General features: G+C 61.5%; 31 protein-coding genes. 23 read left to right on the top strand and 8 right to left on the bottom strand.

The genetic code is table 11. The annotated features are described in order from the left end of the window. The first annotated feature begins 11 nt into the window (after nucleotides 1–11). Genes EYW42_RS11185 through EYW42_RS11160 form a run of 7 tightly spaced genes read left to right on the top strand, consistent with a single transcriptional unit; the run spans nucleotide 12 to nucleotide 3,451 of the window. On the top strand, nucleotides 12–356 hold the full coding sequence (locus EYW42_RS11185) for a hypothetical protein (protein ID WP_135535379.1): 345 nt from the start codon (nucleotides 12–14) through the stop codon (nucleotides 354–356). A gap of 3 nt (nucleotides 357–359) precedes the next feature. Beyond that, nucleotides 360–755 carry a hypothetical protein gene (locus EYW42_RS11180; RefSeq protein ID WP_135535378.1) on the top strand — a complete coding sequence of 132 codons (396 nt, stop codon included), beginning with the start codon at nucleotides 360–362 and terminating at the stop codon, nucleotides 753–755. Next, nucleotides 752–1,129 carry a hypothetical protein gene (locus EYW42_RS11175; RefSeq protein ID WP_135535377.1) on the top strand — a complete coding sequence of 126 codons (378 nt, stop codon included), beginning with the start codon at nucleotides 752–754 and terminating at the stop codon, nucleotides 1,127–1,129. The genes EYW42_RS11180 and EYW42_RS11175 overlap by 4 nt, the downstream gene beginning before the upstream one ends. A 1-nt stretch (nucleotide 1,130) precedes the next feature. After that, nucleotides 1,131–1,481 (top strand): hypothetical protein, encoded by a 351-nt coding sequence (locus tag EYW42_RS11170; RefSeq protein WP_135535376.1) that lies wholly within the window; start codon nucleotides 1,131–1,133, stop codon nucleotides 1,479–1,481. A 3-nt stretch (nucleotides 1,482–1,484) separates the two neighbouring features. After that, nucleotides 1,485–2,015, top strand: a complete 531-nt coding sequence (locus tag EYW42_RS11165) for a hypothetical protein (RefSeq protein WP_135535375.1) — start codon at nucleotides 1,485–1,487, stop codon at nucleotides 2,013–2,015. A gap of 2 nt (nucleotides 2,016–2,017) precedes the next feature. After that, on the top strand, nucleotides 2,018–2,185 hold the full coding sequence (locus EYW42_RS19490; RefSeq protein WP_161972941.1) for a hypothetical protein: 168 nt from the start codon (nucleotides 2,018–2,020) through the stop codon (nucleotides 2,183–2,185). 3 nt (nucleotides 2,186–2,188) lie between these two features. Next, nucleotides 2,189–3,451: a hypothetical protein gene (locus EYW42_RS11160; RefSeq protein WP_135535374.1), complete on the top strand. Its 1,263-nt coding sequence runs from the start codon at nucleotides 2,189–2,191 to the stop codon at nucleotides 3,449–3,451. A gap of 18 nt (nucleotides 3,452–3,469) precedes the next feature. Here EYW42_RS11160 and EYW42_RS11155 read toward each other — a convergent pair whose 3' ends face one another. Next, nucleotides 3,470–3,826 (bottom strand): hypothetical protein, encoded by a 357-nt coding sequence (locus tag EYW42_RS11155; protein ID WP_135535373.1) that lies wholly within the window; start codon nucleotides 3,824–3,826, stop codon nucleotides 3,470–3,472. Nucleotides 3,827–4,282: 456 nt separating this feature from the next. Here EYW42_RS11155 and EYW42_RS11150 point away from each other — a divergent pair, with 456 nt between their 5' ends. From EYW42_RS11150 to EYW42_RS11140, 3 genes are all read left to right on the top strand, one after another. Next, a complete protein-coding gene (locus tag EYW42_RS11150) occupies nucleotides 4,283–4,483 on the top strand; it encodes a hypothetical protein (RefSeq protein WP_135535619.1) in 201 nt (66 codons plus the stop codon). A gap of 328 nt (nucleotides 4,484–4,811) precedes the next feature. Next, nucleotides 4,812–5,831 carry an HNH endonuclease gene (locus EYW42_RS20545; protein WP_135535372.1) on the top strand — a complete coding sequence of 340 codons (1,020 nt, stop codon included), beginning with the start codon at nucleotides 4,812–4,814 and terminating at the stop codon, nucleotides 5,829–5,831. 62 nt (nucleotides 5,832–5,893) lie between these two features. Further along, the gene (locus EYW42_RS11140) at nucleotides 5,894–6,322 is read left to right on the top strand and encodes a hypothetical protein (protein ID WP_135535371.1); all 429 of its coding nucleotides are present in this window, start codon (nucleotides 5,894–5,896) and stop codon (nucleotides 6,320–6,322) included. A 317-nt stretch (nucleotides 6,323–6,639) separates the two neighbouring features. Here the strand turns inward: EYW42_RS11140 and EYW42_RS11135 are convergent, their stop codons facing one another. Next, nucleotides 6,640–6,987 carry a PH domain-containing protein gene (locus EYW42_RS11135; protein WP_135535370.1) on the bottom strand — a complete coding sequence of 116 codons (348 nt, stop codon included), beginning with the start codon at nucleotides 6,985–6,987 and terminating at the stop codon, nucleotides 6,640–6,642. Between the two features lie 47 nt (nucleotides 6,988–7,034). Between EYW42_RS11135 and EYW42_RS11130 the strand changes: the two genes are divergently transcribed. Genes EYW42_RS11130 through EYW42_RS11115 form a run of 4 tightly spaced genes read left to right on the top strand, consistent with a single transcriptional unit; the run spans nucleotide 7,035 to nucleotide 13,385 of the window. Then, nucleotides 7,035–9,950, top strand: a complete 2,916-nt coding sequence (locus EYW42_RS11130) for a phage tail tape measure protein (protein ID WP_135535369.1) — start codon at nucleotides 7,035–7,037, stop codon at nucleotides 9,948–9,950. Then, nucleotides 9,947–12,007: a hypothetical protein gene (locus tag EYW42_RS11125; RefSeq protein ID WP_135535368.1), complete on the top strand. Its 2,061-nt coding sequence runs from the start codon at nucleotides 9,947–9,949 to the stop codon at nucleotides 12,005–12,007. Before EYW42_RS11130 ends, EYW42_RS11125 begins: the two co-directional genes overlap by 4 nt. A gap of 29 nt (nucleotides 12,008–12,036) precedes the next feature. After that, on the top strand, nucleotides 12,037–12,510 hold the full coding sequence (locus tag EYW42_RS11120) for a hypothetical protein (protein ID WP_135535367.1): 474 nt from the start codon (nucleotides 12,037–12,039) through the stop codon (nucleotides 12,508–12,510). 2 nt (nucleotides 12,511–12,512) lie between these two features. Further along, on the top strand, nucleotides 12,513–13,385 hold the full coding sequence (locus tag EYW42_RS11115) for a hypothetical protein (protein WP_135535366.1): 873 nt from the start codon (nucleotides 12,513–12,515) through the stop codon (nucleotides 13,383–13,385). Between the two features lie 200 nt (nucleotides 13,386–13,585). Here the strand turns inward: EYW42_RS11115 and EYW42_RS11110 are convergent, their stop codons facing one another. Further along, nucleotides 13,586–13,897, bottom strand: coding sequence for a hypothetical protein (locus EYW42_RS11110; protein WP_135535365.1), 312 nt, complete (start codon nucleotides 13,895–13,897; stop codon nucleotides 13,586–13,588). Between EYW42_RS11110 and EYW42_RS11105 the strand changes: the two genes are divergently transcribed. Beyond that, entirely contained in the window at nucleotides 13,863–14,660 is a 798-nt protein-coding gene (locus EYW42_RS11105) for a hypothetical protein (protein WP_135535364.1), read from the top strand. The genes EYW42_RS11110 and EYW42_RS11105 overlap by 35 nt on opposite strands. 71 nt (nucleotides 14,661–14,731) lie before the next feature. On the opposite strand, the gene EYW42_RS11100 is transcribed toward EYW42_RS11105, so the two are convergent. From EYW42_RS11100 to EYW42_RS19835, 4 genes are all read right to left on the bottom strand, one after another. Then, nucleotides 14,732–15,673, bottom strand: coding sequence for a homing endonuclease associated repeat-containing protein (locus tag EYW42_RS11100; RefSeq protein WP_135535363.1), 942 nt, complete (start codon nucleotides 15,671–15,673; stop codon nucleotides 14,732–14,734). 3 nt (nucleotides 15,674–15,676) lie between these two features. Next, nucleotides 15,677–16,150, bottom strand: coding sequence for a hypothetical protein (locus EYW42_RS11095; protein WP_135535362.1), 474 nt, complete (start codon nucleotides 16,148–16,150; stop codon nucleotides 15,677–15,679). 4 nt (nucleotides 16,151–16,154) lie between these two features. Continuing rightward, the gene (locus EYW42_RS11090; RefSeq protein ID WP_135535361.1) at nucleotides 16,155–16,529 is read right to left on the bottom strand and encodes a hypothetical protein; all 375 of its coding nucleotides are present in this window, start codon (nucleotides 16,527–16,529) and stop codon (nucleotides 16,155–16,157) included. Nucleotides 16,530–16,895: 366 nt separating this feature from the next. After that, the gene (locus EYW42_RS19835) at nucleotides 16,896–17,261 is read right to left on the bottom strand and encodes a hypothetical protein (RefSeq protein WP_202613880.1); all 366 of its coding nucleotides are present in this window, start codon (nucleotides 17,259–17,261) and stop codon (nucleotides 16,896–16,898) included. 211 nt (nucleotides 17,262–17,472) lie between these two features. Between EYW42_RS19835 and EYW42_RS11080 the strand changes: the two genes are divergently transcribed. The 7 genes from EYW42_RS11080 to EYW42_RS11050 all read left to right on the top strand — a co-directional run bounded on the left by EYW42_RS11080 (nucleotide 17,473) and on the right by EYW42_RS11050 (nucleotide 20,645). Next, complete coding sequence (locus EYW42_RS11080) at nucleotides 17,473–17,847, top strand: hypothetical protein (RefSeq protein ID WP_135535360.1); 375 nt, start codon at nucleotides 17,473–17,475, stop codon at nucleotides 17,845–17,847. After that, complete coding sequence (locus EYW42_RS11075) at nucleotides 17,847–18,185, top strand: hypothetical protein (protein ID WP_135535359.1); 339 nt, start codon at nucleotides 17,847–17,849, stop codon at nucleotides 18,183–18,185. Before EYW42_RS11080 ends, EYW42_RS11075 begins: the two co-directional genes overlap by 1 nt. Next, complete coding sequence (locus tag EYW42_RS11070) at nucleotides 18,185–18,373, top strand: hypothetical protein (RefSeq protein ID WP_135535358.1); 189 nt, start codon at nucleotides 18,185–18,187, stop codon at nucleotides 18,371–18,373. The genes EYW42_RS11075 and EYW42_RS11070 overlap by 1 nt, the downstream gene beginning before the upstream one ends. Next, the gene (locus tag EYW42_RS11065) at nucleotides 18,366–18,926 is read left to right on the top strand and encodes a hypothetical protein (RefSeq protein ID WP_135535357.1); all 561 of its coding nucleotides are present in this window, start codon (nucleotides 18,366–18,368) and stop codon (nucleotides 18,924–18,926) included. The genes EYW42_RS11070 and EYW42_RS11065 overlap by 8 nt, the downstream gene beginning before the upstream one ends. Before the next feature lie 101 nt (nucleotides 18,927–19,027). Beyond that, complete coding sequence (locus EYW42_RS11060; protein WP_135535356.1) at nucleotides 19,028–19,243, top strand: hypothetical protein; 216 nt, start codon at nucleotides 19,028–19,030, stop codon at nucleotides 19,241–19,243. Next, nucleotides 19,240–19,458, top strand: a complete 219-nt coding sequence (locus EYW42_RS11055) for a hypothetical protein (protein WP_135535355.1) — start codon at nucleotides 19,240–19,242, stop codon at nucleotides 19,456–19,458. Before EYW42_RS11060 ends, EYW42_RS11055 begins: the two co-directional genes overlap by 4 nt. A 131-nt stretch (nucleotides 19,459–19,589) precedes the next feature. Continuing rightward, nucleotides 19,590–20,645: a Cdc6/Cdc18 family protein gene (locus EYW42_RS11050; RefSeq protein ID WP_135535354.1), complete on the top strand. Its 1,056-nt coding sequence runs from the start codon at nucleotides 19,590–19,592 to the stop codon at nucleotides 20,643–20,645. On the opposite strand, the gene EYW42_RS11045 is transcribed toward EYW42_RS11050, so the two are convergent. Then, a complete protein-coding gene (locus EYW42_RS11045; protein ID WP_135535353.1) occupies nucleotides 20,646–20,828 on the bottom strand; it encodes a ribbon-helix-helix protein, CopG family in 183 nt (60 codons plus the stop codon). It lies immediately after the preceding gene. A gap of 137 nt (nucleotides 20,829–20,965) precedes the next feature. Between EYW42_RS11045 and EYW42_RS11040 the strand changes: the two genes are divergently transcribed. Beyond that, nucleotides 20,966–21,172 carry a hypothetical protein gene (locus EYW42_RS11040; protein WP_135535352.1) on the top strand — a complete coding sequence of 69 codons (207 nt, stop codon included), beginning with the start codon at nucleotides 20,966–20,968 and terminating at the stop codon, nucleotides 21,170–21,172. Nucleotides 21,173–21,281: the final 109 nt, after the last annotated feature.

The following is a 21,281-nucleotide window of genomic DNA, read 5'->3' as shown; positions in this document are numbered from 1 at the left end:
GCTGATCCGCTATGCCTGATACTACTGTCACCGTTCGCATCGTTCGTGGTGAGTTCCGCTACGATCGCGAACACTACGAGCGAGGCGACGAACTCGAGGTCCACGAGGGGGCGCTCGAGAAACACCCGCGGACGCTCGAACGAGTCGAAGAGGACGACGGCAGTGACGAGGACGAGGACATCGACGAACTCGATCCACACCCCGCGGACCTCACGGTCGGCGAGCTCGAGGATCGCATCGAGGATGTCGAGGATCCGGCGCTGATCAAGACGATCCGGAAGGCCGAAGAGGAAAGCAAGGACCGGGAGACTGCAACCGACGCGATCGACGCCCGGCTGAAAGAGCTGGGGGGCTAACTCATGCCAACGGCCGACGCATCGGATGTCCGCATCGAGATCAACACGTATCTCGACGACGCGACTATCGAAGGGGCAGACGATGATCCGGACGACGACGGCATCCTCGGTCGTATCGAGCGCGATATCGAGCGCGAAGAAGAGATGCCGGGAATGGAGACGGCTGACCGTCGGGATCTCGAGGCAGTGCTTGCGGCACACCACATCGCGACGACGCACGATCGCGCCGAGAGCCAGTCCCAGACTGGGCGAACGTCGGTCACGTATGAGGAGTCGCTCATCGACGAACTCAAGGGGCGTGCCAAGCGCCTCGGGGCGACAGATGAGCTACTGGGGATCGGTGGCGCGAAGCCTACTGCCTCGATCTCTGTGCCGAGTACCAAAGGGACGAAACGATGAGCAGCTGGGGCGTGTCAGTCTCTGGGCTCGATGCCGTGACCGACATGTTCGACCAGATCACGGCCGACTTCGACGGCGATACGACCTACATCGCAGGCCCGACCGTCGAGTACGCGATCTACAACGAGCTCGGGACATCGAAGATGGAGGCTCGGCCGTTCGCTCGCCCAGCAGCGGAACGCGTCCAGACGAACACGGCGACCGAGGTCCGTCGGATCTCGTCATCCCAAGGCATCCCACTGAGTTCTGAGGAGAACATCATCCGCTGTGCCGCACTGGCCGTTCAGGACCGGATGAAGCGGATCGCCGATCGCAAGGACATCCGCGACACCGGTAATCTGATCGCGTCGATCCGGATCGAAAAGGTGAGCTGACATGCTCGGTCCAATTGCTCGGCTGATCCAGTCCCAAGGTCGCGAGTACCAGCTCCGAAACGCCAGTGGTGGCGGCGGGCGATCGACGCCATCCTACGGTGACGATGGCACGATCGTCGGTGTCCTCGAGCGTCGAGGCCGGCCACAGACCGCGACCGACTCGTCTGGCACGGAGGTCGAGACCGATCTCGAGATCCGCGCTGTTCCGGATGACACGACGACACTCCGTCCCGCCGGCAGCAACGACGGCTACCCGACGCTCCTTGAGCATCCGACCGGAGCCGAGTACCGACTGCTCGACATGCACGAAGAAGACGGCGGCATGACCGTGCTGACCGTCGTGGAGGACTGACCAGTGGCCCGAGACATCAAATCGGACCTCGTCGCGCACCTGCGCGAGCACTTCGACGAGACCGCGATTCCGGTCACGTTCACGCCGGGCGACCCGAGCGATCCGACTGCCGATGGCGACATCAAGTTCGCCGACTACGACGGCGCGAACGAGTACCCGCAGGTCGCAATCGCCAGCGAGGACCCGACGACCCCAGGCGGCGGGCAGACGGGCTACTCTGGCATCGACGCCGGCGGCAAAGGCGGCATCCAGGACGTGGTGACCAGCGTCCAGATCGACTGCTGGGGCGGCCCCCACGACGCCGACATCTACGCGAGCGAAGGCTCGCACCCGGACGTCGTCGCGAACGCGCTCGGTCGCGAGACACACCGTGTGCTGTTCGAGGCCGACGAGTCCAGCTCGGGCCCGCCGGTCCCGGATGGCTACGAGTGGGTCAACGCCGAGCAACCAGTCGAGAGCAACGACACAGAGCGGTCGCCGACGCATTACCGGCGGTACGTGATCGCGCGGCTGAAACACACGGAGACTCCCTGACGATGTACGTTATCAACGAGAACAGCGCGACGAGACGCCTCTACAACGACGAGATCATGGACGAGCCTGTCGAGTTCGCCGAGACTGGAACGGCGCAGGTAGACCAGGAGCTCGGCGAGGCGCTCGTCTCCGAATACGATAGCATCCGACGAAAAGACGACGAGGACTAACACATGAGCCAAACTGCAAACGCACATTCGACCCCAGAATCTGGGACGTTGCCAGGTCGTCACGAGTGGGTTGTCGAACCCAACGGCCCGATGAGCGTCCCGACAGACCCCGAGTGGAACAGGTTTTCAGATGTAATTCGGTCGTTCACTGCTGAGCCAGGCGTCAGCTACGCCCGCCAGGACGCTGTCGGCACTGCCGACGCCGTCGACCACAACCGAGGCCAGGAGGAACCAAGTGCAGATATCGGGTACGACCTCCAGCGCTTCCCCGTCGACGGCAGCAACAACCCGGTCGATCCGTCGGCGTACGGCATCCTCCGCGATGACTTCAACCAGTTGCTCGGATCGCTGCTGATGGTCGAGCGCACGGAGATCCCCGGCGGCAACGACGGCGCTGGGATCCGCATGTTCTCGGTCGTCCGGGGCGCGGAAGTCGAGAGCGTCGAACCGACGCTGGATCCGTCTGGCGAACAGCCAATCCTCATGGAACTCGGGTTCCAGCCGCGGAAGGTCCGGAGCGTCGCCATCCATCAACTCTCGGAAGCAGAGCCACTGTCGGTGACCAGCACCGAGCCCGACGCCGACTCCGGTCTCACCGCCACGATCGAGAGCGAGGGCGGAACTACGGCCGAAGACATTGACGTCGGCAGCGGTGCTGGAACGGAATCGTTCGACGACGTCGATTCGATCTGGCTCTCGGATGAGCCAGAGGGCGACATCACGGTCGAGGGTGACACCAGCGGAACCGTGGTCTGCGAACTCGCCGGCGGGCTGACCTACTCGGACGACGACCAGCCCGTCGACGGCGACCGTGGCGTCCCGCCGCTCGGCGCTGGCAGTCACGCCGATCCGATCGGGACCAACTACGAGCACTTCGTCGGCGACCGCGTCGAGCGCCCCGTCGGGTCCCCGATACGGCCACGTCTCAACTCGGGGTCGTGGACTGTCGAGAACGACCTCTCGACGGAGGCGCTCCACTCCACGCGAGCGCCGACCGTGGACGCATCGGACCGGACGGCCACCGTCGATGCCGACGTCGCCGGCCCGACGGTCAGCCACGACAGCATGATGGAGTCGCTGCAGAAATCGCAGAACGACATCGAGCACGAACTCTCTGGCGGCATCGTGCGGTTCCGGCGGACGGTAGTGGAATCGCCCGGGTCACGAGAGCGTGAAGCGTCCGGACAGGCGACCGCGGCCATCTCGGAGACGTTCGTCGCCAGCGCTGGCGACAACGGCCCCGCCATCGAGTTAGAAGCGAACTAAAAGAAGATGCCCGCGCCGCTATTCCAGCCAGTCAGGGCGAACTTCGTCGCCTGCTTCGTCAAGGATGACAGGATCGACTTGGACGAAGTCGCTGACAACGTCCCACCAAGCGAATTGGGGATCTTTCCCCCTCTGGCGTGCAAATTCGGCACGAAGCATCATCCGATCGACTGTCTCGTCGGACACATTGATTGGTGACTCAACCCGCGCCCCGAATCGATCGTGGTACCTCGTGAGTTGGACCCACACCCACGTCTCGATCAACTCGTCGACGGACTCGAAGTTGCTATCGTCACGGTCGACTTCAAGCCGGAGTAGTTCGTAGAATGGGCGTTCGAGGGACAAGTCGACCGCGACCTCGGGTGACTCGGGCATTCACTGATCACTCTGACCGAATTTCCTCGTGCGGGACGTTTCGCAGTCGTGCGCGTCGATGCGCTCGGGGAGACCGACCGCGCCACACACGGGACACTCGCGAAGCGGCGTCACGCTTCGTAGCACCCGAAACACGGCAGCGGGTCGGAGTCCGTACCGTCGCACCACTCATGATCACAACTCGATTCGTCGGTCTTGGGGTCGTGTTTAAGACCCGTGAGTTCTTCAGTACTCATTGGACTTCACTACCTCATGCGAGAAGTCCGGTCCGGGTGTTGGCGCACCCGGGCATTCTACCGCACTACAACGCCCCGACAGGGACCGGGCTCCTCATACTACTTGATACATTTGCCAACCCATTAAAGGTTGGGGTATGTGCCAAGGTTGGTGAATGTACCAAGTTATTAGTGGCTATGGTGAGTAAATACTACCATGTCCCAAGCAGGACAATTCAGCATGGCGCGAACCCGTGCCCTGCTGACCGAGACGGAGCGCGAACAGATCGCCGGCGAAGGCACACAACAGCGAAAATACGAGGCCGTTTCCCGCGTCCGCGGGCGAATCGAGGACGAATTGACGGCAGACGTCGATCTGCTGGCCGAGCATCACCCCGACTTGCTCGAGGAACTGCAAGAAGTCGTCTGCGAGGAGGACTAACGATGCGAGACCAAGAAAATGTCACTATTGTACAGCCTACCCGACGACGATCACTCGTCGTCGGACTTGCTGGCCCGCAGTTGGAAGAACCCAACCTTTACGGTCAGGTGTGTCCAACTCTCGGGTGTACACTGGAGGAGCGCTATCACTCCTCCGGTGCAGACCGCAACCAAGACTGCAAAGGAGATGAGCAAATTCATGGCAAATTCGGGGCGGTGCAACGCCCCGGTTGGCTGACGGTCCCGGCCGCATGTAATACTGTCTCATCTCCTTTTTCTACTCTCAGACTACACTCCCGAGCGGCGACGCTGGCCTGGGGTGGTGCCGCATGAGTGACGACGGCGGGCATGAGTGTCCGACGTGTGAGCGAGAGTTCGAGACCCGACGAGGGCTTGGACAACACCACGCGAGCAAACATGGCGAATCGCTCAGAGAACACGAATCAAGCGGAGGGCACGAGTGTCCGACGTGTGGAGAGGAGTTTAGCAGCGATCGCGGGATGAAGACACACCATGCCCAGGCCCACGGAGAAAGCCTCGCCCTGGTCACAAGCAAGTGTGAGAATTGCGGCGAGACATACGAGGAAGTGGAGTCTCGGGCCGGGATATACTGTTCGGTCGAATGTCGTATAGAAGGGCAGAGTGACCCAATGGTCACAAAGACATGCCAGTACTGCGAGGAAGAATTCGAACTAAAGAAATACCGTGCGGAGAGCGACCTTGCGAAATACTGCGGGCGGAGTTGCGCAGGTAAAGCGAAAACAGGGGAAGAAGCGAATCGGTGGGAGGGAGGGCCACCGGACGAAATTTGCGAATGGTGCGGGAAGGAATTCGAGAGCACTCCTGGAAACCCCAACAGGTTCTGTTCGCTGGATTGCGAGGGAGAATGGCGGTCAAACTCCTTCAAAGGCGAAAACCATCCGAACTGGGACAGTAGCAAAAAAATCGTGGATTGCGAATGGTGTGGGAACGAGTTCCGGGAGCAGACGGGCAACCCTAACCGATTCTGTTCGCGTATTTGCAAACACGAGTACCAAGCATCTCCCGACGGCTGGACTTGGAAAGGAGGACCCCAACCATACGGAGAAGGGTGGAATGATAAAAAGAAGGCCGAAGTTCGATCGCGTGACGGCCACAAGTGTCAATCATGCGGTTTGTCCCAAGAAAGTCATTTAGACCAGTACGACTTCAAACTCCATGTCCACCACATCACTCCCGCGCGGAAATTTGACAATTCGGAAGAACGAAACGCTATGACGAATCTCGTCACTCTTTGCATCAGATGCCACAATGAGTGGGAGCAAATGGCCCCACTCCGACCCGATACTGCTGAACCGACCGACGACTAACACGATCCCGATGACCCCCACGGGGAGCGAGGTCTTCCCCGCCGCTACTCCTAACGATAATCATGACAGATAGCACACCGAGTATAACAAGCATGGCCCATCAGCGGGATGGGGATGGCGAATTGCTCCCAGTCGAGAAGACTGTCGAAGTGCGCGGTGAGGGTACTGCTGAAATCGAGGTGATCCCCGCGACAACTGGCCAGCGTAACGAATGGGGTCGCCGTCTCGAAGACGAACCCGATCAGTTGGGCGACGAAGTGGGGGCCGAGCTGTTTGACGAGTTTCTGCCCTATTCCCCCGACGACTTCGGTGGCGCGGACTCATGGAGCGATATCCGGCCGGCGTTGAGCGACGCCCTCGCAAATGCAGTCTTCGCGGCGCTGTTCGACAGCGGCGAAGACGACTTCTCCCAGGCCCTCGACGACGCCATGGAGTCTGCCTCGGGAAACCCGGAGCCGGAGGCGGAAGCGGATCCGGAGGTGGAGGGGTAAGCGAGATCGAGGCATACGCAGCCTACCAGGCTTGGCTGCACACAGAGTGTGGTTTGGACAAACCCGCACAGGCTACGTACACTCGCCGTGAATTACGGGTACTGCAACTCGGTTGGGCCATCCGTGAGCGCGGCGCTGGTGCCGAGTCGAATGCCTCGCCAACACCCGTCCAGCAGCGGAAGGCCCAACTTGAACAGAGCCGGCAGTCGGCCCGGCAGGATTTGCTTGACGACTTGGACGGACCTGCCGCCGCAAGCGGGTAACCGGCCGGTCAGAGAAATAGCCATCACCGCCGGTTGATGATCTGGTCCAGAACCTCACGCCGCCTGAGTCTCGCGGATTGTCTCGACCACGCCCGTGTGGTTCGGCACCGCGCTAATGGTCAACTCGTCGACTCCAGTGTCGATGGTGATCGTCCCACCACCGAGGAGTTTCTCACCGAGAGTCTGTTTTGTGCGGACTCGCGTCACGTCGTCGAGCAGGAACTCGTCAGTCGCGTTGGACAACCGCCCGGTGTGTTTGATAACCCGGGAATCGGTGACCTCATACCGCACCCCGCGCCGTCGCCACCACACGTACGGAGCAAACGTCCCGATTGTCAGCACGAGTAACCAAAACCACGCAGCCCAGGTCGGGCGGAACTCATGACGTGTTTTGTTCGCCATGCCTGGCTGTTCGGACACTTGTCATAAAAGAGTACCCTCAATTAGCAATGCAAAACCCAGTCAGCGCATCGGAAGAAGTGCAAGTAGCCATCGGAGCAGACACATCACAGTTCCAGTCAGCGATGGGCGACGCGTCGGCCGCAACGGCGGGGCTCAAAGGCAAACTCGGGAAGTTGGGGACCGTGCTGGTCGCCGGCGGGGCAGCCGCAGGGCTCGGGGTCGCAGCGGCGTTCGGCAAAGCCGCCTCGTCAGCCAGCGATTTCCAGAGTTCCATGACGGATGTCGCCAAGGTGACGGACCAGGAGACGGCACAAGCGTTGCGCGACGACTTGATGGCACTGTCCGAGGAGATCCCCGTCAGCCGGTCAGAGCTCACCAAGCTCGCCGAGCAGGCCGGGAAATATGGCGTCGAGTCAGAATCGGCGATTGCCGAATTCGTCGAGACTGCTGGGAAGATGTCGACGGCGATGGATCTCCCAGCCGACGAGCTTGGGAAACGGATGGCGAAAATCGCCCAAGCAACGAACACGCCCATCTCCCAGATCGGGAAGCTTGGGGACGCGACGAACGCGCTCGCGGATAACTTCAAAACAGACGCCGGGGAAGTGACAGAAACTGCGCAGCGCGCTGGTATCGCGCTGTCGAACCGACTCGGCCTTGGTACTGACCAGGTCCTCAGTCTCTCGGCAGCCATGAACGAAGTCAGCCCGTCTGCGCGGCGAGCGAGCGGGTCCCTGAAGCAGATGACATCGGCACTCACGGATCCGAAGCGGGTGCAGGAGCTGTCGTCTGCGCTCTCGATGAGTCCCGACGCGTTCAAGAAAATGCGCGAGGAGCGGCCGCAAGCGCTGATGGAGAAAATAGCCACGGGTCTGGACGGGAATACTGAGAAATCTGAGGCCCTGTCCAATGCGCTCGGGAAACGTGGCGTCGAGTCTTTCGGCCGGTTCTCCGAAGCGATCGAGTCGGCCGACAAAGCCCAACAGACGGTCAACAAGCAGTTCGAGAACGGGACAAGCCTGCAACGCGAGCTGGAGATGCGGACTGATACGCTCCAGGGCAAGATGCAGTTGCTCCGCGACAAGGTCAACAACGTCGCGACTCGCATCGGCGAGAAACTGCTCCCGTACGTGATGGACGCCGTCGAGGGATTCGGCGGGTTCATCGATGTCGCCGAGGAATTAGGCGGCGACATCATGCCGGACGTCCGCGAACAGTTCGAGGAAGGAGCCGACCTGTTCAGCGATTTCGTCGACACGAACGAAGAGGTTGACGAGGCCGTCGGGGGCGTCGGCGACACATTCAGTTCGACCGGCGACGCTGTCCGACGGGCAGCCAACGGCAAGTGGTCGGGTGCCTTCGGCAGCCTCGAAGACGCTGCCGATAGTGCAACGGACTCCGTCCGGGCCGCGCTCGTCGGCGACAGCGGCAGTGGCGGGTTGGCAAGCGCTGTCGGTGAGGGGGCCCGAGATGCTAACGACTGGCTGGAGACCGAGGGATCGACGATCATCTCTGAGGGGTTCGACAGCCTCACCGCCGGCGCGGTTGACGGGGCGACGGACCTCCAGACGATCCTCGTGGGGCCGAACGGCAAGAGCGGGGCGCTCACGGAGATGGTCGACAGTGGCACGGACTTCCTCGAAAATACCGCGCCCAGTTTGGTCGGTGATGCAACGGAAGCGATCGGGGGCGGGATCCGTCGAGGCGTCATCGACATGACGAATCCCCTTCGGGGAAAGGACTCGAAGTTCTGGGATATCCTTGCGGACAGCGGAACGTGGCTCGTCAACAACGTCCCAGACATCATGCTGGGCGTCGGATCGGCCCTTGTTAATGGCCTCATCGAAGGCGTGACAGGACTTTACGATGGGTTAGTCGGCAATTCTGCACTTCGGACGCCCATCGAGGACGCTGCGACGTGGCTCGTCAACAACGCGGGCAACCTCATGGGCTCCGCTGGGAGTGCACTCGTCAGCGGCCTCCTCTCCCCGCTCGATGTGCTCGCAATGGGTGTGGATAAGTCGCGATCGTTTGCGGGGACGGTGAAACGCGGCGTCGACACCGGCGTCAGTTGGCTGAAAAACAAAGGGAAATCGACAGTGAAGACCGGCGCGGGCGCGCTCGTTGACGGGGCCAAGGCGGGGTTCAACGTCTTCGAGAAAGGCGTCAGCGCTGGCCGATCGTTGGCATCGTGGATGAAACGCGGCGTCGACACCGGCGTCAGTTGGCTGAAAAACAAAGGGAAATCGACAGTGAAGACCGGCGCGGGCGCGCTCGTTGACGGGGCCAAAGCTGGGGTCAGTTACCTCACCGGCACCGGCGACGGAACACTATACGGTGACGTGACGGGATCGGTGACCGACCTGTCGGGATGGGTCACGAGCACCGCAAAGAGCAAACTCAAGTCCGCGTTCGAGAGCGTCACAAGCGCGATCAAGTCCGCGTTCGAGATCGAGGTTGACTGGCCTGAGCCTCCCGAAATCGTCAAGAAAGCCTACAACGGCAATCTCGACATCGACTGGCCTGAGCCGCCGGACAATATCAGTGTCTCTGACGACTGGACCTCGACAGATGACGCACTCGGCGGCGGGAACGATGACGATGACGACGGGGGCTGGGGAGGAGTCAGCATCTCCGACGACTGGACATCAACGGATGACGCGCTCGGGGGGCTCGACATGTTCGCGTCCGGAGGGCTTGCCACCACACCCGGCCTGGGGATGCTCGCCGAAGAGGGGGCCGAGATGGTCCTCGACGCCCCGACGACGGAGAAGGCGCAGGACTCCGGCGTCGCGGTTGGTGATGTCGAGGGCGATGTCCAGAGCGCGCTTGAGTCGACCGACCGCACGGACGACCTCATCCGCGAACAGCAACAGACCCGCCGCGTCATCAGCGAGTTAGCTGACGCACTCGACGTCGACGTCACGGTCGAGCAAGAGGCTGGCCGCTACGCATACCGATGACAGGACCAATCACACTCCGAGCGGAGGCACCGGACGGCACAGTCAAAACGACGGTCGGCGCTGACACTGCGGCGAAAGGGTCGACGCTGACGGGGTCGTTCCCCCACGCGTCGATCGCGCTGTCCCGAGGCGAATGGGCGACGCTCGACGACGCCCTCGACCGTCGCAACGACCACCTCATCATCGAGGATCCATCGGACGGGAGCGACTGGGCCGGCGGCCGCTTCGACGGCGCGGGGGACGGTGGCGGTGGCGGCGGACAGATCCGCGGGGCCACCGTCCAGGGCGGCGCGGGGACCCGGACGATCCGTATCGCCTCGTTCGCGCTAGATTTCGTCGACGCCGAACCGTCCTCCCCCGAGTCCGTGTATCAGAACGTCGCCGACAGCACGATCGTCCAGGACGTCGTCGACGCGGTCCCGACAGTCTCGACGGGGACGGTCGAGACGATTGCATCGGCGCTGTCGATGACGTTTAGCAACGCGGACAGAGCGAAGCAACTACAGGATATCGTCGAGGCTGCAGGCGGGGAGATCCGCTGGCATCCCGACGCGACTCTTGACTACGTCGGCCGGGTCGGTGCTGACCGGAATCTGACACTGTCGCCGTCGAACCAGAACGTGATCGGCCAGCCCGAAATCACCGAAGAATCCCGAGATAACGTCACGCACATCAAAGGCTTCGGCGCGCAGCAGGGAAGCAACCAGGTCACGGCGACCGCCGTCGCCGACAGTTACGCCGGCGGCCGAAAGATCTGGCGGAAGTACGAGAACAAAGACGTCATCGAACAGAGCCGGTTGCAGTCGATTATCGATCGGCAGGTCACCGAATACGACGGCGAACCAACCCGGTTGGATATCCGCGCGACTGTCGTCGACGAGCAGTTGTCGCTTGGCGACCGCGTCACCGTCCGGCTTCCCGACGACGGAATCGACAGGATGCTCAGGATCATCGAACTCGCCGAACGACTGACGAAACGGGGGAGAGAGTACGTCGCGTTACTGTCGAATCGCCTGGCGACCCGGGGCGACCCGGCGGGCACGCAGACCGACCTGCAGCGGTTTAATCGCGGGTTTCAGGGCTTTGTCGACCGAGACAACTTCCGAGCAGTCGGCCGCCAGCCCATCTCGGCATCGTACAACGCGGTCGGCGAGTATCAATACCCCGACGATGTCGTCCGCGAGGAGCGTGCCGAGATCACAGTCGTCTCGTTGCCATACCGCGCGTACGTGTCTCCCGCTGGACACACCCACGACGTGAGCGTGACCCACCCACAGCACAGCCACGGTGTCTCGGTGTCGCACCCGAAGCACACCCATGATGTGAGCGCGACAAGCGGGTCGTCAACGTCGCCATCGACGACAGACTTCCCGAATAACGATGGTGGCGTCGTGACTGTCTCTGCGACGTCCGGCTCCGATGTCGACACGTACACGGTCGGGAACCCGACCTTTCTCGTCTCGTCGCTCATCAACGTCCGCAACGCCAGCAGCGGACAACGCTCACTTGAGATCTCGCTGAACAATCGGACCACGGGCGAGTCGGGCATCGTCGACACGAACCCGATCGAGATGGCCGCCGACGAAACAGTCGTCGTTTCGGGCATCGTGCCCGGCAACGTCAACGGCGACGACCTCGCATGGAACGTGTACAACATCTCGGGATCCGACGCCTCGGTCGACTTCGAGACACATTACCTGGAAATGGGGCGTCACGATCACGACATTTCGACGACGAGCAGCGCCGAACTCGGGACGACATCGACCGAGACGTCTGACGCCTCTCTCGGGGCGACCGAGTCGACGACCACCGGCAGTACGGCAGCGTTTGAGCCCGGGCTCAACGAATTCGCCGGCGAGACTGCAAGCAACGTCGACGTTCTCGTCGGCGGGTCGGAGGTCGCCTCGAACATCGGGTCCGGGGAGTTCCGAACGACGGTCGACATCTCGGGTGAGTTCTCGCCGGGGACGAACGACATCGAAATTGCATCGGACAGTCTCGGGTTCGTGACCGCTATCGTCCAGACCGAGCTGTTCCGACGCGGACAATCGAACTGAACGCAGGCGCTAACAGAGCACGAAGAAAGATGACAGCAATCGAACCCTACCCCACGATCCGAGAGTACCGCCGCGGAAACATCGACGTCGAGACTGCGACGCTTCGCGTCGCGCTTTTCAACGACAGCACCGCATATTCGCCAGACCAGGTCAACCACGAGTACGTCAGCGATGTGCTCGACGGCGGCACGACAGCCCAAGAAATCCAAGATGCGACGTATAGTCGGCAGACTGTCTCGAATGCCAGCGTGACCGTCGACGCGGCGGGTGGTGAGGTCGAGTTCGACGCCGATGACGTGACGTTTTCGGGCCTCGACGGCGGCGAGACGATTCAGGGGTGGATCGTGTTCCAGCAGGTCGGCGGGGACGACACGACGCCGGCTGACGACCGGATCATCGCCATCGAAGACGAAGCGACGAACTCCAACGGCAACTTGGTGACGCTGAACGGGAGCGATGTGACGATCCAATTCAGCTCCGAAGGCATCATCAACGTGGCATAACGATGCCGACTGCCCCATCCGGCCTGTCCGCAAGTGCCAACGCTGATGACATCGACCTCACGTGGACGGACAACTCTGACGACGAAGATGGCTTCTACGTCTACCGCGCGGAGTCCTCTGGATCGTCGACGTCGGACTATTCGCAAATAGCAGATACGTCTACAACTGTTGAGACACATGGCGGGTTCGAGGACATGTCGATATGGACCGTAAACAGTGGGGGCCAGGTTTCTGATAGGGTTTACGACGGGTCGTATTCCTTCTACGATAGCAGCAACACATCATCTGGCTCAAGCGCCACATGGACCCCATTCTCTGGCGGCTCACAACCTGAGACGTTCGAATATTACTATCAAGAAAAGAGTAACTCATCGGGGTCGGGGGTCCGTCTCGTAGACAGCAGTGGAAACTATATTGGCAGTACCATGACGGATAACCCCGAATTTGCCGTGGAATTTGCTAATACGTCTGGAGTAGTCGATAGCGGCGGGAACTATGATGAGTGGGTCCATGTCGTCTGGGACTTTAGTTGGGCCTCTGGCGAAGTTACGGTAAGCTTTGATGGTCTAAGCAGCGGCGCATCATATTCCGGTACATATTCGCTCAGGGGGGCTGGCGACGTCGAAACTGTAGAGCTTTGGGACTACAGTTCTGGTAGATGGGGTGGGACAAGCGCTGCTTCGTGGTGGGATGGGCTGAAATTCACGTCTACCGAGGGCGTGAGCCAATATACAGACGCAGGTCTTGAGGACGGGGAGAAATACTATTACCGAGTGACAGCGTACAACAGCGCCGGCGAGTCGGCTGTCTCAAACGAAGATAGCGCCGTTACCGACCTCCCGGCACCGTCCAACGTCTCGGCGACCAACCAGTAACGTTCGCGTCCGACCCGCTGCACTTACTCACTAATGCCCAGCATCGAAGTCACATGGACGACCAACGACGATTCGACTGACGGCGGCGTAGATATTGAACGCTCAAACGACGGCGGAGCTTCGTGGTCGACTGTGGGATCAGTAGCACCCACCACCACGTCGTTTGTCGACGACACGGCCTCCTATGGGGAGAGTTATCACTATCGTGTTGAGCGAAACACCGACCACACCTCCGCGACGAGTGCTTCGTCGAACGAGGTCACGACCCCACAAGCCATCATATCCGAGACCGGCGGGACAACGACGACCGGACACGCGGCGTCTCTCGTCGCGGGCTCGACAACAGCCATAGCAACGAGCGCCACGACGACATCAAACGGTGAGTCGGCCACCCTCAGTCCCGGCGTTGCGCCGGTCACAGCGACGACGATCAACACGGAGTCAACAACCCACTCGGCGGTGGCTGTTCCCGGCACTGTGGAGATTCCGTCGACGGTCGGGACGACGACCACGTCCGGGACAACGAGCGAGATCGCCGCCTCGTGGTGGACGATAAACGGCTGGCCTGCGCCAACCGACTCAGTCACACTCACCCCGACAGCACTCTCGCTGTCGTTCCCGACTGACCGGTCCGGCATCGACCACTGGCGGCAGTTCGACCGGTCCGGGGATTACAGTCGGACGGCGCAGTTCGGCGGCGGCTGGCGACTCGACGACGACGCAGGACGGGCCGAGGCCGTCGACGTCACCCCGCCGTTGGATTACGACCCACCGTTTGACGCGTTTTCCGGGTACGTACAGAGCTACGAGGAACAGCAGGTCGCGGCGGATCGGTTGGAACTCGACATCTCCGTCGAGCGACTCCACGAGCGCCGCGATGTCTTCAGCGCGGTCGACCAAACAGGCGAGGACTGGACGATCTCGACGGTGCGGGGCGACCTCGCGCTGTCGAACGAGCAAGTCGGCCAGATAAGCCAGACAGGTACGACGGCCGGCGGGGACTGGTCGCTTCCGCTGGCACTGTCGGATGCGCAGGCGGCAGCGCTCGTGGACGCGTGCGGCGTCCCGGATGCTGTCGTCGACCAGACGGTCGCTGACGGCGATGACACCGTAACGGATGCGACGCCTGACGACCGCCAGACGATCACGGTATCGACACCCAGTGATGCAGTGCTGTCGGACGGGTCGTATCTGGTCAGCGACTGGACGCTCTCGCGGCAGTCGTTCGACGAGACGCGACGCTGGCGAGTCAAGCTGACGCTGGCAGAGGAGTGAGCACGATCTGTGTGAATCCTAATCGGCCCTTGTCTCCGGGGGCGACGACAGCGGTAGTTTCATATTAGCGTCTACAACGGATATTCATCATTTGGAGACGGAGCCCATTCAACACCTTCCTCCATAGCAACCTCACGGAGTCGTTCCCGGCCACTGCGAACGTTCTGGTAAACAGTTTCTTCGATGACCCCACGTTCGGACGCTTGTTTTGATCCGCTATGGCCGTCAACGATGACCGCTTTAACATCCGCACGTTCTTTCTCCGGCAATCGCTCACCGTAATTCTCGTAGAGGCGGCGTTCTCGCCCCAGAACTTGAGGCGGGTTCCCGTTGCCTTTGATGATGCGTCTCAGTTCATCCCGGATGCCTTTCGTCAGTTTTGCGCTGTGTCTGAGGGATCTTTTTTCACTTTGCCATCGTTCTTCATCGGCTTGGGAATACAGCGCATGGGCGATCTCAGTATCCGAGTGACCAGGCAGTGCTGCTACTTTAGCTTGGATCGCGCCCCCCTTGTACTCATGAGTAGAGAGGCCGTAAGTTGTTCGAACCTGTATGTTAGAATTATCAGGTATGTACCGAGCGCCATCGTCAACGAGCATTTTGACTATTGGACTTGAGTCCAATGCTGATTCCACGGCATCAGACCACGTGTCATAGCGATCGTAGATGGTTGGGACGCTCGGCAATATATCTAAATCACGGTACTGGTCTGGAGACGGTCGTTCGGCCAGCTCGGCAGCCGCTATAAGCAGCCCCCTCTTGCAATCATGAATTGTCGGTGAGCCGCCACGGTGGCGACTGAGATCGACATCTAAGCCCGACGCCGTCAGCGCCGCGAACCACGGTTCACGTTCATCGGCCCATCCACTCCGGATTGCTTCAACCGACGGCATGTCGTCGGTGGAGCGTTTGCGGTATTCGCTCGTGGTCGGCGGATGTCCGATTTCCTCAGCAACAGTTAGGACGGCCTCGATGCGCTCCTCATCGCTCCACCGAGTTGCAGGCCCTGGCATGGCTTAGTTTTCCCCCAGCGCGTCGCGCCCGTCCGACACATTGCCGCTGACGTTCTGCTGACTGACGCCGCGCCATTCGCCCCAGTCGGTCTGCGTCCATCGCTGGTCGGTCGTTGCGAACAGGTCAAAGGCCTCCGCTGGCGAACAACCACGGCGGAGCAGCATCGCAATCGCCTCGAAGTTGTCCCGCCGGAACGTGTCGGCATCGAACACGACTGGGTCAGCCCTACTCCACGGATCGCCCGGCTCGTCGGGCTGATAGACCTCCCGGGCCAGCTTGTGCATCGTGGCCGAGAGGCCGTCGCGATCCGCTCCCAGCGCTGCGGACCAGTCGGAGAGTTCATGCCCGTGTTCGTCGCGGAAGATAACGCGGTCGGGGCCGACGTGAACGGGCTGGCCGTGCAGATCGACGTAATCAAGCAGCGTCACGTTGCCGTCGTCGGTTAGGATGCCGTCCGCAGTGAGTTCGTCGGTCATTGGTTTAGACGTAGAACGGGTTGTCTCGCTCGGGGAGGTCGCCGTAGTGCGCCTCGAACTCGTCGCGGGACTCCCACTCGCGGATTTCCTCCCAGTCGGCGACGTGGGGATGGTCGTCGCCGTCCCAGACACCAATTTCGGGGCAGCCGTTGAACTGACCGAGCGTCACGTCGATCGTCACGTCGCGGTCGCGGTCGTAAACGTAGCAGTGCGCGCCGCCGTCGGACGTGTCGACGTAGCCGTCCTTCACGATAACGTCGCGGTCCGTGTTCTCCATGTAGCTGAACGCGAAGCCGTTGCAGGTGTTGTGCTGGGTCTTCAGGCGGTCGAGTTCGTCTTCGCCAACGGCGTCGGATTCGAGTTCTAAGTTGGGGCACATTGTGACTTCCTCCTACAACCTATACTTGTACTGGATGAACCATAAAGGTATCGGTTATAGTTGTACTGTATGGAATCAGACACAGTTGAAGAGGTGGCGCTGGCTTAGTGATCTTCGTCAGTCATCGCGACCCTTCGTCCTGGGGTGTGTCCGCTTTTACTGCGCGATGTATCCCTTCTCAACTCCGTAGCAGTAGCCGCACAAGTCATCGCCATTCGGCATCTTGTGGCTGGCGCGTTTGAATTGATGGTTGCACCCGTCGCACGTCCCGAAGTCCTCTGGTGGGTGGTACTCGATGTCCGTCACTCCGACCCGCCCTCCGAGAAATCGTCGAGCCCGTGGTTTTCCTCGTCTGGACGGGGTGCGTTACTCATCGTCGAGCTCCTTTCGCGCGCGCCGGATCGCGTTCTGGACCGCGGACCCGTCGCCACGCTCGCACGCGGCCTCGATATCGTCGAGCGCCCGGCGGAGGGCGTCAGTGTCGACCGCGGCGTCGCGGAGGTCCGGATCGTCGTCGGTGTCTCCGCCGCGTGGGTCGTCGGCGAGTTCGTACAGCCCCCCACCAACCGGGCGGACGTGGTTGTGTTTAGCGAGGCTGGTCATGCGGTTGCGTACGTTCCCTGCCGTGTAGCTGTGTTCGTCGGCAACGTACGCCGGCGTGACCCGCCCGCCCTGCAACTCGTCAAGGATCGCGCGGTCCGTCGGGTTCAACTCGTCCGCGTCAAGGCTCATGTCAGTTGTTGCGCCCATCACGTGGTTAAATATGACGCCCCGTCACAACAGTCTTACGGTCAGTAGCAACGAATCATGATTGGTATAAACGTAACGTAATAACTAAGTGCCTGGGAATAGAAGTAACTCATGTGAGCAGGGGCGCTCCGGGAGAAACTCCCCGGGGCCGGTGGTTGGACACCGAACCCCGTGCTCCCAACAGAGAGCAACAATGAGTTCGACACAGACCCAGAAAAACGACTCGGCTCGCTCGCAAAGTATCGCAATCGACGTTCGCGCGAACGACCTTGTCCACATCGGCACGGACACGCGCGGACACAACCATTATCACGACGTCCAGCGCGACCGCATCGTCGTCGTCGACGCCGAACACGACGAGTACGAACCCGACGACAGCGCCCTGGTGCGCCGGTCGCTCGTCGTCTCCCCTGACGATGTCGTGCACGTCCAGCGCGAGGGGCCGACCGAGGATATCGTTCGGTACCTCCGCTTCGTCGCCGAGCACGTCGACGAGCGCGAGTGGACGGCTGTCCACGTGACTGTCATCGACGACGGACTGTTCGCGACGCTCGGAGGGGGTGCGTGATGTCGGAGTCCGACGCGTTCGGTCCGGCCGAGGGGATCCGCACCGAACCGATGGCCGGCGGGCTGGCGTTCGACCTGGTGACCCGCCAGCCGTTGTTCGTCCGCCAGCGCGTCGCCGACACGCTCGGCGAGTACTACGACGCCGAAGGGTTCGATCTGGCCGACTACAAGGCGCACGCCTACTTGCCTGTGCGGCCCGACGACGCCGTCTATGAGTGCGTGTTCATCTCGGAGATCACCGCCGAATCACTCCACGAGTGGGGCAGCGCGAAGACGTACGACTACCCCCGCGGCCGGCTTGCGCACGTGCCCGTCGAGGAAGCGTGGGGTGATGCGTGATGTCGGAGGCGGGCACCTGGCAGCAGACGATCTACAACCGGCCTGCCGAAGTCAGAGCCATTCACGGCGAGACGGTTCGCGTTCGGTGGCAGGATAACGGCACGCTCGGGTTTGTTCCGCTCGACGCGATCGGGAACGTCCGTGAAGTGAGCACGGACGCTGGCCAGGGCGGTGATGCCGATGACTGACGCTAACGAGACGGTCGAGGTCGACATCACGACCGCGCGCGTCGCCCTCCGCGAGTTGGACCGCGTCATCGATCGCACGGGCGGCCCCGAGATGGGGGCCGACGAGGCCTGCACGCCACTGGCCGCTGTTCGCGAGCGTATCGTCGAGTGTGACGATCTGGACGACCACGCCCGCGGATTCGCGCTCGGAGCCATCGACAAGGTTGCAGGGGAGCGGGACATCGACGTCAGCGGGTCCGACCCGCTGACCGACGCGACGTTCCAGGCCAAGCGCGGCCTGGCCGACGCTCTCGACGGTGATTCGATGACTGACGCTGAGGTGTCCGCGGGCGGTACTGACCACAGCTTCGAGGTCGGTGACGAACTGGAGAAAGTCGACTCATCGGTTTGGGAGATAACGAACCGAATGGCCGATGGCGACACGGACGAGACGCTTTACCGACTTCGAGAGTCGGACGTAGGTCAGAGTAACTTCGCCGAGATACTGACCGAATCTCAAATCGAGCGGTCATTCCACACGGGCACTGACCAGGACGGTGATACCGATGCCTGAGGGTGTCGTCGAGTTCACGCTGACGTTCGAGACGCCCGTCACGCGCGAGGATCTGCGCGAGGAGTTCGAGCACTTCGCTGACGCGCTCGCGGAGGACGGCGATGAGTGAGGCCCTGACTGTCGAGTGGTCGGGCGAGCACTGCCGGCGGCGGATGCGATTCGAGCGCCGGAGCGCCGGCGGGTGGAAACGTGTCGAGGAGAGGCGTAAAGAGGGGGCGTGGCGATTCGTCGGGTCGGAGATCGTCGCCGGCCTGGTCGTCGAGGGCGGCACCGGCGACGCGACCGGCCGCGTGGCGGAGGTGTTCCGCGGACCATGACGTACAGATCGTTTACTGACGCCGATACCCACTTCGAGATCATCCGATCAGACTCGCCGGTCACCGTCGACGGGTTCGCCCTCAACGAGCCCACGGGCGAGGTCAAGTGCGACGAGTGCAGATCCGTGGCGATGTGCGTCGACAAGATCGGCCACGACGAGGACTGCCCGCAGCGCGACGTCAAGTCACGCAACTGGGAGCAGTTCCACGACTGACGGCGGGCGCTCTTTCCTCGTTAACCAACACTGGCGAGTGACAACGCCGATGTGTTGGTTAAAGAGTTGACCGACAGCGCTCCCGGAAGTGGCAACCTGCTTTAAATATCGTCAACCCGTCGGGGGTTGACATGATCGTCAAACCGGAGGTCTTTCAAGACGGGTTTGTTCCCCGAAACCTGCTCCACCGGGACCAGGAGGTCGAGCAGCTCTCTCGTGCCTTCGACCCCGCGCTCCGCGGCGAGCGCCCGCTCGATGTCCTCCTGACCGGCTCCAGCGGCGTCGGGAAGACAGTCCTCGCACGCCATACTCTCGATCGTCTGCAGGCCCAGACGGCCGTCGACCAGACGCGCCTCAGATGTCTCGGATTGACGGCCCAAGACATCCTTCTCAGAGCACTGCGACAGCACCCCCGCGGCCCAGATGCGTTCACGGAGTTCAACTCGATTCAGGACCTCCGGCGCGAGCTGCGCGATACCGTCGACGGACCGTATATTCTCGTCCTCGACGAAGCGGATGGGCTCCCCGACACCGCAGCGCTCGACCACCTCGACAGGATCCCCGAGATCTCGACAGTCATCATCTGCCACGATGTCGACGACTGGCAGAGTCGGATGACGAACTCCACGAACAGTTACCGGGCAGACGACATCGTCCGGCTCGAACGCTACTCCGTCGACGAACTGGCCGATATCCTGGAGATCCGCGTGCGCGAGGGGGTATCGGGGACGGTCCCCCGGCAGCGCCTCGAACACATCGCCGACACGGTCGCCGGCGTCGCTCGCGACGGGATCCAGACGCTCAAGGCCGCAATCCAGAGAGCCCAGGAGCAGGGCCGGTCGAGACTCACCGACGCCGATGTCGAGGACGGCTACGAGCGCGCTCGGTCCCGAATTCGAAAGTCGAATCTCTACTCGCTTCCGTTTCACCATCATTTACTGTACGCGCTCATTTACAACGCCGGCGAGCTCAAAGCCGGGGAAGTCCACGATCGGTACGAAGCCGTCTCCGAGGACCACTACCATGGCCGGGACTTGATGCCTATCTCGCCGCGCAGTCGTCGGAGCAAGCTCGCGAAGCTCAAGCGCTACGGGTTGATCGACTGGGACGGCGAGTCCCGGCATCGGCTCTATCGGGTCCAAGACGAGGCGATCGCACCGCCTATCAAAATCGAACTGCCTCCGTGATCAGTCAGCCGCCATCGGCTCCGCTTTCCGATTTCCCTCTGATTCATCTCCCTCTTCAAGGTAGTCGTTGACTAATTCGCGTAATAGTTCTGCCATATCCATGTCGCGCTTGGCCGCCGCCACGCGGAAATCACGTTTCGTTTCCGCGTCAACACTCGTCGACAACTGCTTATCCCGAGTCATGAGTCTCTGTTGTACTGTGTTGCACATATATATTACCCCAAGGACAGCGGTGTAGGGGTGTTCTGGTGTAGTGGTGTAGTGGACTTCAAGTGTTGTACTGCGTTAAACTTATACACCTCTACTGTGTTGGTGTAGCCGTGACGAACTACGATGGCCGCATCGCAGCCCGGGCCGACCGCGAGACGGTGGAGCGCGTGGGCACGGTCTGTGAAAAGTACGACATGAAGGAAAGCCAAGTAATCCGGCTGCTCATCCGCCACGGCTTGGCGACTGTTGAGGAGCAGGGTATTGACGGCCTCGTTGATAGTGACGATTCCGCCGATAGAGCACCAGCTACCAACTAACGAACACCGGCCCGCGCCCCCACGCGGACCAGCAAGAAACAACACAACAACGTATGCACATTCACTCAGAGCGGCTTAGTAATAGACCCGCTACGGCCCGACGCGCGCC

It is taken from the genome of Halostella pelagica (assembly GCF_004762015.1).
GTDB classification, from domain to species: domain Archaea; phylum Halobacteriota; class Halobacteria; order Halobacteriales; family Natronoarchaeaceae; genus Halostella; species Halostella pelagica.
This window is presented reverse-complemented; position numbering and strand designations above follow the sequence as displayed.